This is a genomic window from Acinetobacter sp. 809848, from assembly GCF_000581275.1.
GTDB lineage: Bacteria > Pseudomonadota > Gammaproteobacteria > Pseudomonadales > Moraxellaceae > Acinetobacter > Acinetobacter pittii.
Genome location: NZ_JEXG01000035.1, coordinates 1 through 17,686, shown reverse-complemented (window position 1 = coordinate 17,686; position 17,686 = coordinate 1). Strand labels below are relative to the sequence as shown.

The 17,686-nt window shown below is 40.1% G+C and carries 17 protein-coding genes; 2 read left to right on the top strand and 15 right to left on the bottom strand.

Translation table 11 applies throughout. The annotated features are described in order from the left end of the window. The first annotated feature begins 56 nt into the window (after window positions 1–56). Together J536_RS19890 and pcaU are read left to right on the top strand one after the other, a co-directional pair. Window positions 57–977, top strand: a complete 921-nt coding sequence (locus J536_RS19890; RefSeq protein ID WP_032063721.1) for a LysR family transcriptional regulator — start codon at window positions 57–59, stop codon at window positions 975–977. A 42-nt stretch (window positions 978–1,019) separates the two neighbouring features. Then, on the top strand, window positions 1,020–1,832 hold the full coding sequence (gene pcaU, locus J536_RS19885; RefSeq protein WP_002120879.1) for an IclR family transcriptional regulator PcaU: 813 nt from the start codon (window positions 1,020–1,022) through the stop codon (window positions 1,830–1,832). A gap of 93 nt (window positions 1,833–1,925) precedes the next feature. Here pcaU and J536_RS19880 read toward each other — a convergent pair whose 3' ends face one another. The 15 genes from J536_RS19880 to pcaF form a co-directional block, all read right to left on the bottom strand. Further along, window positions 1,926–2,792 (bottom strand): MBL fold metallo-hydrolase, encoded by an 867-nt coding sequence (locus J536_RS19880; RefSeq protein ID WP_032063719.1) that lies wholly within the window; start codon window positions 2,790–2,792, stop codon window positions 1,926–1,928. 4 nt (window positions 2,793–2,796) lie between these two features. Then, window positions 2,797–3,210 carry a DUF6691 family protein gene (locus tag J536_RS19875; protein ID WP_017481010.1) on the bottom strand — a complete coding sequence of 138 codons (414 nt, stop codon included), beginning with the start codon at window positions 3,208–3,210 and terminating at the stop codon, window positions 2,797–2,799. Window positions 3,211–3,214: 4 nt separating this feature from the next. Then, window positions 3,215–3,628 carry a YeeE/YedE family protein gene (locus J536_RS19870; RefSeq protein WP_032063717.1) on the bottom strand — a complete coding sequence of 138 codons (414 nt, stop codon included), beginning with the start codon at window positions 3,626–3,628 and terminating at the stop codon, window positions 3,215–3,217. 135 nt (window positions 3,629–3,763) lie between these two features. Continuing rightward, entirely contained in the window at window positions 3,764–4,222 is a 459-nt protein-coding gene (locus J536_RS19865) for a DUF6438 domain-containing protein (RefSeq protein ID WP_014206923.1), read from the bottom strand. 646 nt (window positions 4,223–4,868) lie between these two features. Then, window positions 4,869–7,298 carry a glucose/quinate/shikimate family membrane-bound PQQ-dependent dehydrogenase gene (locus J536_RS19860; protein WP_032063716.1) on the bottom strand — a complete coding sequence of 810 codons (2,430 nt, stop codon included), beginning with the start codon at window positions 7,296–7,298 and terminating at the stop codon, window positions 4,869–4,871. 82 nt (window positions 7,299–7,380) lie between these two features. After that, on the bottom strand, window positions 7,381–8,700 hold the full coding sequence (locus J536_RS19855) for a carbohydrate porin (protein WP_032063715.1): 1,320 nt from the start codon (window positions 8,698–8,700) through the stop codon (window positions 7,381–7,383). Window positions 8,701–8,765: 65 nt separating this feature from the next. Further along, window positions 8,766–10,217 (bottom strand): right-handed parallel beta-helix repeat-containing protein, encoded by a 1,452-nt coding sequence (locus J536_RS19850; protein ID WP_032063714.1) that lies wholly within the window; start codon window positions 10,215–10,217, stop codon window positions 8,766–8,768. A 19-nt stretch (window positions 10,218–10,236) separates the two neighbouring features. After that, a complete protein-coding gene (gene aroD / locus J536_RS19845) occupies window positions 10,237–11,064 on the bottom strand; it encodes a type I 3-dehydroquinate dehydratase (RefSeq protein WP_081318610.1) in 828 nt (275 codons plus the stop codon). A 69-nt stretch (window positions 11,065–11,133) separates the two neighbouring features. After that, a complete protein-coding gene (pcaG, locus tag J536_RS19840) occupies window positions 11,134–11,763 on the bottom strand; it encodes a protocatechuate 3,4-dioxygenase subunit alpha (protein WP_001067208.1) in 630 nt (209 codons plus the stop codon). Window positions 11,764–11,777: 14 nt separating this feature from the next. Continuing rightward, window positions 11,778–12,503 (bottom strand): protocatechuate 3,4-dioxygenase subunit beta, encoded by a 726-nt coding sequence (gene pcaH, locus J536_RS19835; RefSeq protein ID WP_000077913.1) that lies wholly within the window; start codon window positions 12,501–12,503, stop codon window positions 11,778–11,780. 10 nt (window positions 12,504–12,513) lie between these two features. Further along, window positions 12,514–12,927: a 4-carboxymuconolactone decarboxylase gene (pcaC, locus tag J536_RS19830; RefSeq protein ID WP_000997505.1), complete on the bottom strand. Its 414-nt coding sequence runs from the start codon at window positions 12,925–12,927 to the stop codon at window positions 12,514–12,516. 15 nt (window positions 12,928–12,942) lie between these two features. Beyond that, on the bottom strand, window positions 12,943–14,298 hold the full coding sequence (locus tag J536_RS19825) for an MFS transporter (protein WP_032006318.1): 1,356 nt from the start codon (window positions 14,296–14,298) through the stop codon (window positions 12,943–12,945). A 42-nt stretch (window positions 14,299–14,340) separates the two neighbouring features. Next, on the bottom strand, window positions 14,341–15,126 hold the full coding sequence (gene pcaD / locus J536_RS19820; protein WP_032056001.1) for a 3-oxoadipate enol-lactonase: 786 nt from the start codon (window positions 15,124–15,126) through the stop codon (window positions 14,341–14,343). Continuing rightward, complete coding sequence (gene pcaB, locus J536_RS19815) at window positions 15,123–16,481, bottom strand: 3-carboxy-cis,cis-muconate cycloisomerase (protein ID WP_032056000.1); 1,359 nt, start codon at window positions 16,479–16,481, stop codon at window positions 15,123–15,125. The genes pcaD and pcaB overlap by 4 nt, the downstream gene beginning before the upstream one ends. 2 nt (window positions 16,482–16,483) lie before the next feature. After that, on the bottom strand, window positions 16,484–17,686 hold a 1,203-nt coding region (gene pcaF, locus J536_RS19810), incomplete at its 5' end, for a 3-oxoadipyl-CoA thiolase (protein WP_068791394.1).

Here is a 17,686-nt window from a genome sequence, read left to right as displayed (position 1 = left end):
CATCAACATAACTTGAAACTTAATATGAATGAAATGATTTTATTAAATAACACCTCATGAATAATATTCATAACTTGCATGGCCTCGACTTAAGTTTTTTTCACCGAATTGATATCAATTTATATCCGCTTTTTATCGCAATTTATGAGCAAAAAAGTATTTCGAATGCTGCAAGTAGTCTCAATATTACGCAGTCAGCAGCAAGTCATGCTTTGCAACGTTTACGCCAGCAACTTGAAGATGATGTATTCATACGAGTAGGCAATAAAATGTCTGCCACTCCTTTTGCCGAGCAGATTTACCCAACTGTTAAGCAAGCACTTTTAACGATTCAAAATATTAGCCAACAGAAACATGTCTTTGATCCAACCAGTTTAAAAAGCTTAAAAATCGCCGTTCATGATGAGATTGAACCGATTATTCTTCCAAGGCTTTCTCAACATTTTCAAAATCTTAATTTAGATTTGCAGTTTGTGAGTATGAAGCTAGATCGAAAACATATTATGACTGACTTGGCGACACAACAGCTCGATTTCGTGATTGACCTAGAACAATATTTATCACCCAAAATTACCTTTGATCATTTGGTAACAGACGAGTTCGTCATTTGCAGTCAACTTAAAGAAGTCGATTTATCTACATACATCAGTGGTAGGCATATTGGTGTTTCATCACGCCGTACGGGCGCTTTACTTGAAGATATTTATTTAAACCAGCATCAAAAAATTTCAAGAAATGTATTTATGCGCTGTCAAAACTACTCAACGGCATTACAAGTTTTGGCAGCTCAAGCCAACGCAATCCTGACCATGCCTCGTATGATTTTGCAGCATTTGTCTTATAGTCCTGAAATTTGCTTACATTCTCTGCCTTTTGAGATGACCAATATTAAAATGGGTATGTTTTGGCACGAAGATTTAAGGGATAATTTAAGACATCAATTTTTGCGACATGAAATTATTAAACTTTTTCATTAAAGCAAATTGATCTACTAAGCTTCTATCGTACAAGGACCAGTAATGAGTAAAGATGAACGGATAATCCAGAATCAGGACAACAAAAAAACGATTCGTCATGAAGATTACATTGCTGGCATTGGTAAAGGCATGGCGATTTTAGATAGCTTTAGTAGTAATCAACATCGTTTAAACATTTCTATGGCTGCTGAAAAAACTGGGCTTACCCGAGCGGCAGCAAGACGCCATTTATTAACTTTAGAATATTTAGGGTATCTTGAGTCAGATGGTCACTATTATTATTTAACCCCTAAAGTACTCAAATTTTCAGGAGCTTATTTAGGTGCAGCTCAGCTTCCAAAAGTGTCCCAGCCGTTATTAAACCTTCTAACTAACCAGACTTCCCTTATTTATTCAGTGATGGTACTTGATGGTTATGAAGCCATTACCATTGCCCGTAGTGCTGCCCACCAACAAACTGACCGAGTAAATCCATATGGTTTGCACTTGGGTAACCGTCTGCCTGCTCATGCGACATCTGCGGGTAAAATTTTACTGGCACATTTAAGCCAAGAAGAACAATTGGACTGGCTCCAAAAATATCCTCTTCAGCGTTTAACTAAATATACGCATGTCGAAAATGATAAATTTTTAGAGTTACTACAAGAGATTCGAGAACAAGATTGGTGTTATTCGCGTGAAGAACACGAATTAGGAGTTCATGCGCTCGCCGTACCAATTTATGGACAAGACTTTAAAGTGGTTGCAGCTTTAAATATTGTTTCTCCAACTATGAAAACAACTGAAGAATATTTAATTCAACATATTCTGCCTTTATTGCAAGAGACTTCGCGGGATTTGAGACAAGTTCTTTAAATCTTGCTTAGGCTATTTTATAGGGTTAATTTTATTGTTTGCTTAGGCTATTTGGATAGAATGAATGATCCCAAATAAATGCTTAGGCTATTTCTAGAAGTAGTTGAAAGGAATTTTCAAATAACGAATGCCGTTTGATTCTGGTTCCGGAAAGTTTCCACCGTTCATATTAATTTGAATTGAAGGCAGAATTAATTTTGGCATTGCCAAAGTAGCATCTCTTTCTTGACGCATTTTGATGAATGATTCTTTAGAAACTTGTCGATTTAAATGAATATTGCTTTGCTTTTGAGTTTTTATATCTGTTTGACAGATATATTCATCACGGCCTTCGGGCTTATAGTCATGGCATAAGAACATACGCATGTCGTCGGGAAGTGTATAAAGTTTTTGTACCGAATCATAAAGCTCAGCAGCACTTCCTTTAGGGAAGTCGCATCTCGCTGAGCCATAATCAGGCATAAATAAAGTATCACCTACAAAAATAGCATCGGCAATCACATAGCTTAAGCAAGCTGGCGTATGCCCTGATGTAGGAATGTTATAGGCTTCTATCTCCCCTATTTTAAAATATTCATAATCTTCAAACAAATAATCAAAGGGCTGATTTTCATTAAATTTCTTAAAATCAAAATTATAGATAGCCGAAAATGTTTCTTGTACTATCGAGATTTTTTGACTAATCGCAATTGTACCGCCCAATTTAGATTTTAAATATTGAGCCGCAGTCATATGGTCGGCATGTACATGGGTTTCTAAAATCCATTGTACTTTAAAGTTTTGCGCCAAGACATAATCGACGATCAGATCAGCATTGGATGTTTTTGTAGTGGCCGAAGCTGCATCATAGTCAAGCACGCTATCAATAATAGCGCATTGAAGAGTCGCTAAATCCGCAACAACATAGCTAAAAGTATTGGTGTTTTCATCAAAAAAATCTTTTACTAGAGGTTGTTGCATAGGCTTAATTTCCTTTATTTAAAATTCGGTAAATAAACATTCCTAATAACATTGCGACAATAAAATAAAGCGCTTCAAAATGCCCTAATCCAATCAGAGTTAAAGCGGGCGCTGGACATATACCTGCTATTCCCCAGCCTATACCGAAAATAAAAGCACCCACAATTAACCTTTGGTCAATCTGTGTATTCGTTGGTAATTGAATTTGTTCATTAAAGAGTGTTTTAGGAGTTTTTATAGCCTTTTGAAATGGAATAAATGCCACAGCAATAGCACCTAACATTACAAACATTAAGCTAATATCCCACTGCCCAAAAATATCTAAAAAACCTAATACCTTTTCTGGATTAGACATGCCAGAGATCATTAAACCTAATGAAAATAAGCTACCAAATAAAAAAGCAAAAATGTTTTTCATAGGATTACCCCATCACATGACGAATGATATAAACCGTTAACATGCTAGCAAACATAAAAACTGCTGTCGCTATCATCGAACGTTTTGATAACCTGCTCATACCACAAATACCATGGCCACTTGTACAACCCGACCCTAACCGTGTTCCAAAACCAACAAGCACCCCCGCCAGAATGAGCGCAAATGTATTGGCTTTAATTTCAATTTCGGGCTGAAAAAAATAACCATATATGAAAGGTGTAATCACAAGTCCTGCAATGAACCAGAATGCAGAACTTTTAAAAGTATCTTTAGTAGGATTAATGATTTGAGCAAGCAATCCACTAATTCCGGCTATACGACCATTTATATATAAATATCCAACTGTTGCGATGCCGAGTAATAAACCACCCAAAAAGGCATAGACAATATTTGACATATAACCACTCTTAACAATATATGTTTTTATAATTTGTATTATACGCTGATTCTTTTAGAAATACTTAAAATAAAACTCTTAAATGTATAATTCCTCTTAACAAGAAAAAGCCCCAAGATTTTGGGGCTTTTATCATTAAATTAGATCTTTAATGCCTAATTGTTCAGGTAACTTTTCCATAACCTTATTCAATCTATTATTTGCTGGAGAGATACAACCTGTGTAATGGCTTAATTTAGTTTCTGTGCCATTAGGTTGAATCCAAGTAATGTAATAGCTAGACATGTCGGTCGCTGTTTGCTGGCAACCCGCAGTTTTTGATTGTGTACCTGTTTCAGGGCGATAAGTTTTTAGATCATCTGCAAGTTTTTTATAATCTTTTACGCTACCTTGAATTTCTTTAACGCCTATAGCCTTAGTGTATTGTTTACCTTCAAAGCGAATTAAACCTGTAGGTGTTACTTCTACAGAATAAATCGGACATGCGCCAAAACATGGGCTAGAAGCATAGCGAATTGTCTCTTGTGTATTCGGTGCCTGCTGAACAGAAGCACAACCCATCAAAGCTAAACCAGATAAAGTTGCAAGAACCAAAAATCTCATTACATCACCTATTATTATCAAGTGGCTTTAATTTATCAAATCATACACTTCTTGTCATTAAAGACTAATTTTTGTGATTTTATTCATTATTTAACTTTTAATTTTACTTAGGCTATTGAGCAAGATAAAAGAATTTTCTTTCATCCATAAAAAAAGGCCCATCTTTCGATGAGCCTTAAGCCATAAAAGCTTAAATTCCTGAAATACAAATTATTACTGGATAGTAATAATCTGCGTCGACCATTCTAGCGCAACCCAATAAATTATATAAATATAATATAAGTATATATTTAAGCTCGTTTTTCCAACAAAAAACACCGTATTTTTAAAGTTTAAAACTTAATAATGTTTATTTTTAATTAAAATTCACAATGTTAAGTTAAACAAAACTTAATAAAAGTTAAGGTTTTATTTATAGGTAAAACATCCTAAGAAACTGGTCAATAGTTAAGCTATATCTAGCGTTCAGGTTGAATTGACCATAAGGCTATTTTAAGTTTAGCAACAACATCAAGCACTTTTTTACTATTTGGTAAAGCTATCTAGTTAAAAATATAGAATTTACTTTCACTCTTTTATATAAAAAATATATTAAAGAGTAAGGCAAAAGAGAAATACTCTCTTTTGCCTTTCTTAATTATTGTTCTAAGCTATAAGCGATCACATAATCACCATGATCAGGTGATTGACGTGCTCCACCTGCGGTAACAACCACATACTGTTTACCTGTTTTAGGTGAAACATAGCTTATTGGTGTTCCTTGGCTACCTACTGGCATGCGTGATTTCCACAGTTCCTTACCTGTAGATGAATCAAATGCACGTAAGTAGTAATCTTGTGTTGCAGCAAAGAAAACCAAGCCACCTTGAGTTGCCATCGGCCCGCCAATTGTTGGCATACCAATCGGTGCCTTTAAGCCCATCTTAATACCCATCGGCCCAGTATCTTCCACTGTACCTAATGGTACTTGCCATGCAACTTGACGAGTTTTCATGTCAATTGCAGTCATGGTGCCAAATGGTGGTTTTTGACAAGGAATACTTAGAGCCGACATAAAGCGGTTTTTATTCACTTTATATGGTGTACCTTTCATTGGTACAGCTCCCATACCTGTGTTTACTTTCTCTCCACCATTGGCCTGAATCTTAATATCTTCAGGAGTTTGCTCCATCAATTGAATCCACAAACCAAGGCGCATATCGTTCACGAACATATAACGATGAGTCGGGTCAAAAGCGATGCTACCCCAGTTCATACCACCCAACGAACCTGGGAAGCTTAATGAAACATCAGTACCTGGTGCAGTAAATAAGCCTTCGTAACGCATTGACTTGAAGTTAATACGACACATCAGTTGATCAAACGGCGTTGCGCCCCACATATCTGATTCAGTTAAAGTCTGATTACCAATTTGAGGCATTTCAACTGAACGAGGTTGAGTTAAGCTGTATTGTTCACCCGGAATATTGGCAGGTTTAACTGGTTGTTCAATCACTTTAGTCAGTGGTTTACCCGTTACACGGTCAAGAACAAAGAATTGGCCTGATTTGGTTCCAATGACAACAGCTGGTTTAGTCGTACCATCTTTTAATGGGAAGTCGACTAGACTCGGTTGCATTGGTAAGTCAAAGTCCCATAAATCGTTATGAACAGTTTGATATACCCACTTCTCTTTACCTGTTGTCGCATCAAGTGCTAACACAGAAGTATTGTATTTGTGATCTAATGGATTACGGTTACCCCCCCAAATGTCGACAGATGAACTACCCATAGGTAAGAACACCGTATTCATTTGCGGGTCATATGACATTGCAGCCCATGAGTTTGCCGAACTACGTTTATAGGTTTCACCCGGTTTAAGAACATAGTTAGGATTTGGATTACGCGGGTCAAATGCCCAGCGAAGTTTACCCGTAATCACGTCATAACCACGAATAACACCACCTGGCATATCTGCGGCTACGTTGTCGGCAATACGGCTACCCACCACAATGGTTGTACCCGCAATAGTCGGTGCAGAAGTTACTTCAAAACGTGGCGCTTTTGTTCCAGCCCCAAGACCTTCTAGCAAATCAACCGTTCCATTTACACCAAAATCAGCACAGCGCTGACCGTTATCTGCATTCACTGCAATTAAACGACCATCAGGTGTATTGGTATATACACGGCGTGGACATGCCGTATTGGTTGCAACCGCAGTTACTGCATTTGCACCAGCTAAAGTTGGTTGTACAAGCGGTTTTGTTGAATCAAAGTATGCAACACCGCGGCAACGTTCCCAAGCATCGGCTGTAGAGTTCACCTCAGCTTTCCAGAGTTGTTTGCCCGAGTCGGCATCTATCGCAAAAATGTTGTTATGTGGTGTACATAAAAACACTTTATTTCCAACTTGTAGCGGAGTCATTTGGTCTTCGGCACCATTACCGCTACCCGTTGTAAAGTCGCCCGTTCTAAAGCGCCAAGCTTCTTTTAATTTATGAACGTTATCTCGGTTAATTTGATCGAGAGCAACAAAGCGGCTACCACCTGCATCATTACCATAATTTTCCCAATTTACCTGTTTTTTTGCAGGATCAACTGGTACTAGAGGTAGTTTTTCACCTGAACTTGCTACTGTTGGATGTGGTTGGAACATTTGATAGAGCGCAATCAACATTCCCACAACAACTAATCCACCTACCGCATAGGATGAAGATGCCAAACTCGTTTGAAATTGGTAACGTCGGATTGAAGGCAAAGTAAATAGCAAGGCAGCAAAAAGACCAGCAGGAAACATTAAGCGCGAAAATAACGGCCAAAATTCCCATCCAGCATCAACAAATGACCAAATTACGGTACCAACAAAAACAGCCGCAAAAATCCAGACACCTAGCGCTTTTTTTCGGAAAATACTAATTGCAGAAATGGTAATAAATAATCCTGCTATAAGAAAATACCAAGAACCACCAAGAGATACTAGCTTTCCACCACCTACGATGTAAAAAACACCAGTAGCCAATAAAACTAGACCTAATATAAAACACCATATTTTGAATAAGATATGAAACTTAGAATCTGACTCAGACATAGATCCTACTCCACATATACTGAACCCGAATAGTTCAAGCATTTGGGCCAGTTAAACTATGTCTAACCAGCCATCAATATTGTTAAAAATTGACTTTCACACTAAGACCAGCCACCCAAGCATCATCAACTTCTTTTACACCAGCAGGTTGATGAATATATTGAATGTTTGGACGTAACATGACGGCCGGAGACCATTGATAGGTATAGTTCAACTCGACATTTAACTCGTCGTCTTGAATTGGAATATAATCAGATGCAATCGAATCATAGCTATAGTATCCACGACTTTCATTTGTTGCGATCTGCTTATCTTTAGCGCGATCATTGACTACATAATTGGCAATACCAAAACCAATCGAATCATTTGGGCGGCTATCAAACGGTCCCTTATACCAAAGAGCAAGCTGTTGCGTACTTTGAACAAAAGTCGTTGCTTTATCATTTACAACGCCGTTAAAACTGATATATAAACCGCGTTTCGGATCTTGGCCATTATTCGTAAGTTGTTGCTGTGCATTAAGCCAGAAACTTTGTTTTCCATCATGAACCTTACCCGCAGTTTTAATATCATTGGCTTCTGCAGTTGAATACAGTGCACCTACTTTATATTCACCCGGCAAGCCATTAAAGGCAGCAAGTTTTGGTTTCCATGCAAGTTCAACTGGTATGGTTGCACCCTTGACGTTGTTCATATCCAGATTAAAACCATCACTGTTTGATTCGGTTTTAATGTTGTCTGGATTTACTTCATAAACACCGACACCCAAAGTCCACTCAGGCGCAAATTGATATTTAACGTTTGCAGCCCAAACACCAACTGGTGAGTTGTACCAAATTGAACCAATTGATTTTCCTAGCTGCCCACCGCAAAGCAATAAGTTCTGAAATTCACATTGAGAACTGTTAAAGTCCTCTGACATTCCCATACGGCCAAATTTGACCTGTACAGTATTATCAACAAAGCCCTTCTTCACCCATGCTTGGGATAAACGCCAGATTTTACCGCGACCATAAATTTCTTGAGCATTGCCCAATTGGCTAGAACGTGGGTCTTTAATACGCTCGAGAGTTAATGCATTACCATCACGTTTGGTCACGACTAAATTGACTGTTGTATCTTTCCACCCAGCAATTTTTTCTAAATCGAGGTTTGCACCTAAAGAAAGTTGTGCAGCATTTTCAAAAGTATTGCTGTCGTTGTAACCACCATCTAAATTTGTGGCACTTTGGCTCATAATAGAAGCTGTAAATTTATAGCCCTGCTGCTCTAATTGCTGGCGTTTTCCATTCCAGTCACCTAGCAACCATTGACGGTCTTGTGACCAAGGCTCATTCGCGAGCGCAAATTGGCTACCTAATACAGCGAGCGTTAAAACACTCAGTTTCATTAAATTTGACATTTCAAGTCCCTTTTATCATTTCTATATTTCTATGCTGCGCCTCATATGAGGCGCTTTCCTTATTGTTATTTAACACTTGTAAAACCAAGCTCAGATGTTGCGCCAAAACGATCAGTAATATTCGCTGTAATTGAGGCAACTTTTACAGTCGGCTTCCAATTCGCTTTTGCGATCCCTTGTGCATCTGTAGCAACAGTTATTGCTCCTAAATATTGCTCAGCTTCTTTTGATGACGCATTTTGATTACCAAAAAATTCAACTTGATAGCGTTGATTTGGCAAGCCATTGACTTCTACAACAACTGAACCTTTATTTGCAGTTAATTTAGGAGCTTTAATACCCTGATTAGGTTGAGCATTACAGCCTTGTTCATTTGGCTGAGTACATGTTTTTTGTTGTTTAGATGGGTCAACAACCACACCGCCACCACGAGAACCTACAAATCCTGCATGTTCAAGTGCAGGCACAGCAAATACAATTGCACCCAAACGCTGATCTGGTACACATGAACCACCCGCTTCACAGCGTTTAATATCTTTACCATTGTCCCAAATCAGGTTTTTAGTCAATGTAATTTTTGCATTTGCATCTTTTTCAGAGCGGATGGCTACACCAATACGGTTACCGTGTACTTTATTGCTATCAAGAATGTTGCCATCACCCGTCATATTGAAACCAATCGAGTTATTGGTCATTTCGTTATAGGCGATATAGTTACGCTTACCCCAGTTAATCTGTAAGCCATCCGAGTAGTTTTCGAATTTATTACCAACTACCGCATTATCATTACCCCACAAAATTTCAATACCTTGTGATGGTTCTGGGTTTGCTTTGGTTGAAACAAAATGGTTATTCGCAATTAAGTTAAACGCAGCACCACGTGTCAGCTCTAGACCATCACCATTGTCTTGGAAAATATTGTCTAAAACTTTGTTGTTATTGGTGGTGGTTGCGGTTGGGTTACCTTGACCATCATCACCAGTGAGCATGACACCAGCACCGCCGTAGTTATTACTAATACGGTTGTGTTGGATGAGGTTATTGCTTGAACGGTTAATCAATACCCCAATACAGAAGCGATGGATGTCTAAACCTTTTAAAGTGACATTGTTGACGTCACGCAATACCAATCCCGGTAAAGTCATCGTACGTACATTAGTGCCGTACTGCTCAGGGTTTGCCCCAGGACAAGCTTTTGCACCTTCGCCTTTAATATAATTTGAACCATCAATTGCGATGTATTCGCCAGTTTTATCCCACTGTGTACCAATGATTTTGACAGGTGCTTTAATTTCAGGAAGTGCACTATTTAATTTAATCGCATAAGGTGCTTTGCCTACTGCTCGAATCAAAATGTCGCTAGCTTCGCTTGGGTTTGCATTGGCTTGTTCAATTGCCCAGCGTAAAGAGCCTTTATTGCTATCGTCTTGATAACGATCAACAACATAAGTTTGAGCCGCAGCTATGCCTGAAACCATCAAACCTAATGCAAGAGTAGTTAAACGTAATGTATTCATTTCATCATATCCTTATGATTTATGGGTTTGTTGGTTGAACGGTTTGTAAAATCTGTTTGAGCTTAGTCACATCAATTTGACCCGGTGCAGAAGCCTGACCAATCATGCCAAAGCTATAACTTCCGCCCATGTTGGCAGTCGCAACACGAGAAATCGTACCTAGTTGCCCCATTGACATCGTCAATAAAGGTTTAGTGGTTTGGTGACTTACTTTTAAAGTTGCGTTCATTAAAGTGAAAACATCTTGTTTAGATTTTGGCATTACGGCAATTTTGAGAATATCTGCCCCCATTTGATCTTGTTTTAACAAGCGTTTTTCAATTTCATCTTGGCTTGGTGTTTTTTGGAAGTCATGATTAGACATAACAATCAGCACTTTCTTTTGATGTGCTTTTTGAACAATTTCTGAAACTACTTTTTGATCACGGAACATTTCAACATCTAACCAGTCCATGAACGGATTCTTTAAATAAGCCTGATAAGTCTTACCATAATCCACATCACTAATTTCAAGCTGGCCACCTTCGTTTTTGGTACGAATTGTGGCGATCATTGGCTTATTGCCTAAAATCTTTTTTAACTCATGCCCCAAAGCAATCACTTGTTTTGTATCACTCGCAAAACTGAGTAAATCGATACGAAACTCTGCCAAATCAGCATCTGCCGTATTTGCAATGACTTGAGCTTGTGCCAAAGCTTGTTCTTTGGTTTTTGCGGTAATCGGAACAATCGTTTTAACAGCTGTAGCGGCAGGTTGTGTTTGAGCGGCTAAAGCAACAGGTTCAGCATTCACCTGTGCTGTAAAAAATGGGAGTGCAAGCAAACTGAGGCTTAATAATGTTTTCATGTTCATATCGTTCATCCTTAAAAAGGCTACACGCATCCTTGAATAATCAGGTGTAGCCTTAGGTGTTTCTTAAATATCAAAAAATACAGTTTCGTCATCACCTTGAATACGAATATCAAAGCGGTAAACAACTTCACCATTTTCTTCAAAACGTTTTGCAATAAGTGTTTGGCGACGTGGCGCCCATTCAATGCTATTTAGAATTGGGTCGTTAGCATTTGCTTCAGCTTCATCTTCAAAATAAACACGTGTATGAAGACCTAAGTTAATACCGCGAGCGAAGATGACTAATGCAATATGAGGTGCTTGAGTTGAACCTTTACGGCCTGCTGTCGCGCCCGGCTTAATTGTATTAAAGCTCCAAACACCCGTTTCAAAGTCTGCACCTGTACGGCCCCAACCTTGAAATGCAGGATCAGCTTTTTGCTCACGCGTATCTGCCTGACTTGGGTAAATACCATTCGCATCGGCTTGCCAAATTTCGATCAGCACATCGCGTAGCGGTAAACCTAATCCGTCAAACACTTGGCCTTCAAGACGAATACGCTCACCTTTGGTCTGATCTTGTACTAACTGGTTATTAAAGTTGTTTTCAAACACTTCAATATTTGCTTGTTGTGGCAATAGCCCAATGTGAACGTAAGGTCCACCTGTTTGAGACGGAGTTTCTTTTAGTTCCTGAAAATTCCAGTTATTCATGCTCGTGCTTCCGATTAAGTCAATTCGTTTTCGAAGTAAGTCGCTCGACGGCCACGTAAAGTGATGTCAAAACGGTAACAACGGCTATCAGCTTCGATAAAGTTGTTTTTATCTTCTAGTGCAATCAAGGCACGACGTTGATCTTCAGAAGGAATTGTTTTTAAGATTGGGCAAGTGTCAATGAGCGTATCGCCTTCAAAATAAAACTGCGAAATTAGGCGCTGAGCCCAACCATCAGCAATTAAAGAGAAATGAATATGTGCAGGACGCCATTCATTAATACGGTTACGCCATGGGTACGGACCCGGTTTAATGGTACGGAAAATATAAAAACCGTTTTCATCAGTTAAGGTACGACCACAACCACCAAAGTTAGGATCCATTGCACCAATAAACTTGTCGTTTGGATGACGGTAACGACCAGAAGCATTGGCTTGCCATACTTCTAGAAGTGCATTTTTTACAGGACGACCAAATTGGTCACGAACATAGCCATGAACAATGACACGCTCACCAATTGGCAAACCATCTTTGGCATAGTTCAAAATCAAATCGTTATCTTTTGGGCCAAACAGATTTGAAGAAAAATGCGGTGCAGTAACTTCAGTTAAAGTCTCATTAATTGAGATCAATGCATTTTTTGGCGAACGTAATACACTTGTTTTATAACCTGGCGTATACGCTGGTGGATGGTCATCTGTATTACGTTGGGCATAAGCACCCCAGCTATGTTGTGACATCTTTATCTCCTTAATCCTGTTCTTTCGCTGCAATTGGGTTTACTTCTATCCCCAACTCTTTAAAGACTTCTTCAGCCATATGCATTGCAGCGTTTGCAGCAGGTAAACCTGCATAGAGTGAACTGTGTAAGATCAGCTCTTTTAAATCTTCTTTAGTTACGCCATTGTTGAAGCAAGCACGTAAATGCATGCGTAGTTCATCTTCACGGCCCAGCGCCAATAAAATTGCGATAGTGACTAAACTACGTGTATGACGTGGAAGGCCTGGACGAGACCACACCTCACCCCATGCGTAACGGCTAATAAAATTTTGAAAATCTTGGTTAAAGTCATTTAAGTTCTGCAAAGACCGACCAACATGCTTTTCACCCAAAACTTCAGTCCGCACCTCAATGCCTTGTTTATAGCGTTGTTCATCATTCATTGTGATAGACCTCTATTAAGTTGCATCGGTATGCGCAACAATTGATTTAACAAATACAGCAACAGCCGCAGCAGTCGCTGGAATTAGTAATAAACTAAGAATGGCGGTAAACGACCAATCATTGCCGAGTAATACAGCACCAATCCAAGCACCAAATACCGCACCAAAACGTCCAATCCCCGTCATCCAAGACACGCCAGTTGCACGGCACTGCGTTGGATAGAAACGAGCGCTTAACGCAGGCATTGAAGATTGCGCACCGTTAATTGCGATACCCGCACAAAGCACCAATACTGCAAGTAATGTTGAGTTTCCTAAGCTTTGACCAACAGCAATCGCAAATAGACCTGCAGCAAAGTAGAAAATAGCAATCACTCGGTTAGGGTTGAATTTGTCCATCGCCCAACCAATAAATAAGGCACTTACCACACCACCGAACTGGAACAATCCACCAATAAATGCAGCCCGCTCCATTGACGCACCCGTTTCACGCATAAGTGTTGGCAACCAGCTTGTAAGCAAGTAAACAACCACCAAGCCCATGAAATAGGTCAACCAAAGCAAAAGCGTTCCTTTCGCATATGGTTTAGAAAACATAATTCCAAAGACATTTTTCTTTTGAGCTGTCTCGGTTTTCTCTTCAGGTACGTGAAACGCAGTCGCATTTTGGATCTGAGCTGGCGCAATATGATTTAAGATTTTGCGTACTTTTTCAGGATTCTTACCTTTCACAATTAAAAAGCGGTAAGACTCAGGTAAAACTAAAATCACTAAAATCATTAAGATCAAAGGTGACCAGCCACCAAGTAAAAATAGACTGTGCCAACCATAAGTCGGGATCAGCCAACTACTGATAAAACCACCGGTTGCCATACCTAAGTTATAACCACAGAACATACAGGTCACGAGTAATGAGCGAATGCGTGTTGGGCAGTATTCAGAAAATAATGTAGTGGCATTTGGCATAGCTGCACCCAAACCAATACCTGTCAAAAAGCGTAAAACGACAAGACTATCTAAGTTGGTTGCATACGCAGATGCTAAAGTAAAACCACCGAACACAAGCATCGAAAAAGCCAGTACGATTTTGCGACCAAAACGGTCAGCTGTTGGGCCAGAAACCAAAGCTCCAATAATCATTCCACCAAGTGCAGCACTCATCACTGGGCCTAACTGAGAGCGATCAACACCCCAGTCTTGAGCCAAAGCTGGAGCGATAAAACCCATTGCAGCAGTATCGATACCATCAGTAAAAATAATTAAGAAACAGATGATTGCGATCATCCATTGATACTTACTGAGTGGAGCATCATTAATTAATGCTTGAGCATCGATACTTTTATTTGGTGCAGCGTAATCCTGAGACGCCATATTTGCCTCCTTAAGGCCAATTCCTTTTAAACTACTAAGCTATTAGATTTGCTGAATAAACCTAGTCAATTCCTGAGTAAATCTTTGCGGTTGCTCAATATTAGAAAGATGAGATGCTTCTAATTTAGCAATTTGACTGTTCTTAATAGCATTCTGCATAAACTCAGCATCTGCTACTGTGGTCACTGGATCTGCCGTTCCTGCAATGAGCAATACTGGAACTTGGATTTGTGTAATTTCATCTCTTAAATCAGCATCTGCTAAAGTACGACAAGCATTGGCATAACCTTGTGCTGGTGTGTTTGCCAGACTTTGAATCGTCGTTTGTGCAACCACATTATGTTGATAGTCGAATTTTTCGCTAAACCAACGTGTGTGCGTGGTTTTAACCAACTCAGCTAAACCATTCTGTTCCACAGACTCAGCACGACTCAACCAAGCCTCCGCCTGACCAATTTTGGCTGCCGAGTTCGCAACCGTAATACTTAAAAAGCGCTCTGGGTAATGGATAGCTAACCAAAGCCCTGTAATTCCGCCCATTGAAATGCCACAAAAATGAGCTTTTTCAATATCTAAGGCATTTAAAATATCAGCAACATCTTCACCTAAATTTTGTAAAGATGTTTCAGCGACCACATCACTTTCGCCATGACCACGTGTATCGTATGTAATGACATTAAAATGACTTTTAAGTTCATCTACTTGTGGCTGCCACATTCCATGATCTGTTCCTAAGGAGTTAGATAACACAAGTGCTGGAGCATCTTTTAAGCCGTCGGTATATATAGCGAGCTGTTTACCTTGTCGATTGGTTATAAACTGTTTCACTTTATGTCTCCTCCTTGTGCTTCTTGCAGAACAGCATCAATCTGTTGCTGAATATTGCCTAAATAGTTTTCTGCTTTAAATATTTCCAAAATTTCTGTTTGACTAAAATGTTCTTTTACTTCATCTAACTGACTAACAACCTCAGATAAATGCTGCTTTTGAGCCACGGCTGTTTTACAAGCTGCTTCAACAACATGATGAGCATTTAAACGTCCAATTTTTGGAGCAAGTGCCATCATCACAGCTTCTGCCATAATTAACCCGTTGGTACACTCAAGGTTCTGTTGCATATGTTCAGCATTCACTTCAAAACCTTGTAAAACTTCACCAGTACGAGTTAATGCTCCAGCACAAAGCTGAAAGATTTCTGGAACTGCTAACCATTCTGCATGCCACGCGCCTAAGCTACGCTCATGTTCCTGTACCATGCTTTGATAAATGCTAGACATAAGTGCTGGTACACGATTCGCCGCGGCTAATACGGATGCTGCCGCAACTGGATTACGCTTATGCGGCATGGTTGATGAACCACCACGACCTTTCGCAGTTGGTTCAAACAACTCTGCAATTTCAGTTTGCATCATGAGCGACCAATCACGTGCCATCTTGCCCGTATTCCCGACAATCATGCCAAGTACACTTGCAATTTCTACAATACGGTCACGCTCACCATGCCATGTACTTGTCGGTACAGTCAGATTCAGTTTTTGGGCAAATGCATTTACCACAAGTGAACCTTGATCTTGCAAAGAAGCTAAAGAACCTACAGCCCCACCTAACTGAGCAGTGAGTACACGTGACTTCATGGCTTGAATACGATCTAAATCACGTTTAAATGTAGAAGCCCAACGAGCAAGCTTGTGTCCCAAAGTAATGGGCAAAGCTTGCTGTAACCATGTACGTCCAATCATGACTTGATGGCGATATTGCTTAGCTTGCTGTAATGCAGTCGCATAGCATTGTTGAAGTTGATCTTCCACAAGGTTCAACGCATCACGGCATTGCAAAATACAAGCTGTGTCTAAAATATCCTGACTTGTTGCACCCCAATGCACATAACGTGAAGCATCTTCATCAACATCTTTAACGATTGCCGTAAGCTGTTTTACAAATGGAATTGCGATATTTCCAGCTAAGCCTGTTGCTACAGCCAAAGCGGAAAAATCAAACTTGTCTAATGCCTGCTCAGCTACTTGTGCAATGGTATTAGCCGCATTTTGAGGAATCACACCAACTTGTGCCTGTGCTTGCGCTAACGCAACTTCAACCTCAATCATGTATTTGATTAAAGATGAGTCACTAAAGATGTCAGTGACGTCTTTTTGGTAAAACAAGCTGGCATATAACTGGCTCATGATTAGACTCTCTCAATAATCAATGCGATGCCTTGCCCCACACCAATACACATTGAACACAAGGCATAACGACCATCCGTTTGTTCAAGCTGGTTTAAGGCTGTAGTTACGAGGCGTGCACCTGAAGCACCAAGTGGATGACCCAATGCAATTGCACCACCGTTTGGATTTACCTTGTTGCTATCATCTGGCAAGCCTAAATCACGGGTCACGGCCAAAGCCTGAGCAGCAAAAGCTTCATTTAGCTCAATTACATCCATTTGCTCTAAAGTCAGGTTGGCTTGTTTAAGTAATTTTTTAATGGCTGGTGCCGGAGCAAAACCCATAATACGTGGTTCTACACCGACCGCTGTTGAAGCAATGATCTTGGCACGTGGTTTGAGGTTGTAAGCTTGAACTGCCTCATCAGAAGCAATAAGTAATGCGGCTGCACCATCATTAATGCCTGAAGCATTACCTGCAGTCACTGAACCATCTGCTTTGACAACAGGTTTAAGTTTGCTTAAGCCTTCAAGTGTGGTTGATGCACGAGGATGCTCATCGGTATCAATCACAACAGCATCACCCTTACGCTGAGGGATTTCAACTGGCACGATTTCTTTAGAAAAAAAGCCTTTGGCTTGCGCGCTTGCGGTGCGTTGTTGGCTCACCAAGGCAAACTGGTCCTGATCTGCACGATTCACGTTAAACTGTTCAGCGACGTTTTCGGCAGTCTGGGGCATGGTATCTACACCATACAATTCTTTAAGTTTAGGGTTAATGAAACGCCAGCCCATGGTGGTATCTTCAATCTTCTGGCTACGGCCAAAGGCACTGTCTGACTTACCCATCACATAGGGTGCACGGCTCATACTTTCCACACCACCAGCAATCACCAAATTCGCTTCACCAGCCTTAATGGCACGAGCAGCAATGGCAATCGCATCGAGTGAAGAACCACATAGACGATTAATGGTGGTTGCGGGCACCTGATACGGTAAACCTGCAAGTAGTGCTGACATACGACCGACATTACGGTTATCTTCACCGGCTTGGTTGGCACAGCCATAAATCACATCATCGACCTGTTCCCAATCTACATTTGGGTTACGCTGCATGAGCGCTTTAATCGGCACAGCACCAAGGTCATCGGCACGGACAGGTGCAAGGCCACTGGCATAACGGCCGAATGGAGTACGGATGGCATCGATGATATAAGCGTTTTT

Coding starts and splice junctions, on each gene's coding strand:
- J536_RS19890 (WP_032063721.1), top strand. CDS start 57: ATGAATAATATTCATAACTTGCATGGCCTCGACTTAAGTTTTTTTCAC.
- pcaU (WP_002120879.1), top strand. CDS start 1,020: ATGAGTAAAGATGAACGGATAATCCAGAATCAGGACAACAAAAAAACG.
- J536_RS19880 (WP_032063719.1), bottom strand. CDS start 2,792: ATGCAACAACCTCTAGTAAAAGATTTTTTTGATGAAAACACCAATACT.
- J536_RS19875 (WP_017481010.1), bottom strand. CDS start 3,210: ATGAAAAACATTTTTGCTTTTTTATTTGGTAGCTTATTTTCATTAGGT.
- J536_RS19870 (WP_032063717.1), bottom strand. CDS start 3,628: ATGTCAAATATTGTCTATGCCTTTTTGGGTGGTTTATTACTCGGCATC.
- J536_RS19860 (WP_032063716.1), bottom strand. CDS start 7,298: ATGTCTGAGTCAGATTCTAAGTTTCATATCTTATTCAAAATATGGTGT.
- J536_RS19855 (WP_032063715.1), bottom strand. CDS start 8,700: ATGTCAAATTTAATGAAACTGAGTGTTTTAACGCTCGCTGTATTAGGT.
- J536_RS19850 (WP_032063714.1), bottom strand. CDS start 10,217: ATGAATACATTACGTTTAACTACTCTTGCATTAGGTTTGATGGTTTCA.
- aroD (WP_081318610.1), bottom strand. CDS start 11,064: ATGAAAACATTATTAAGCCTCAGTTTGCTTGCACTCCCATTTTTTACA.
- pcaG (WP_001067208.1), bottom strand. CDS start 11,763: ATGAATAACTGGAATTTTCAGGAACTAAAAGAAACTCCGTCTCAAACA.
- pcaH (WP_000077913.1), bottom strand. CDS start 12,503: ATGTCACAACATAGCTGGGGTGCTTATGCCCAACGTAATACAGATGAC.
- pcaC (WP_000997505.1), bottom strand. CDS start 12,927: ATGAATGATGAACAACGCTATAAACAAGGCATTGAGGTGCGGACTGAA.
- J536_RS19825 (WP_032006318.1), bottom strand. CDS start 14,298: ATGGCGTCTCAGGATTACGCTGCACCAAATAAAAGTATCGATGCTCAA.
- pcaB (WP_032056000.1), bottom strand. CDS start 16,481: ATGAGCCAGTTATATGCCAGCTTGTTTTACCAAAAAGACGTCACTGAC.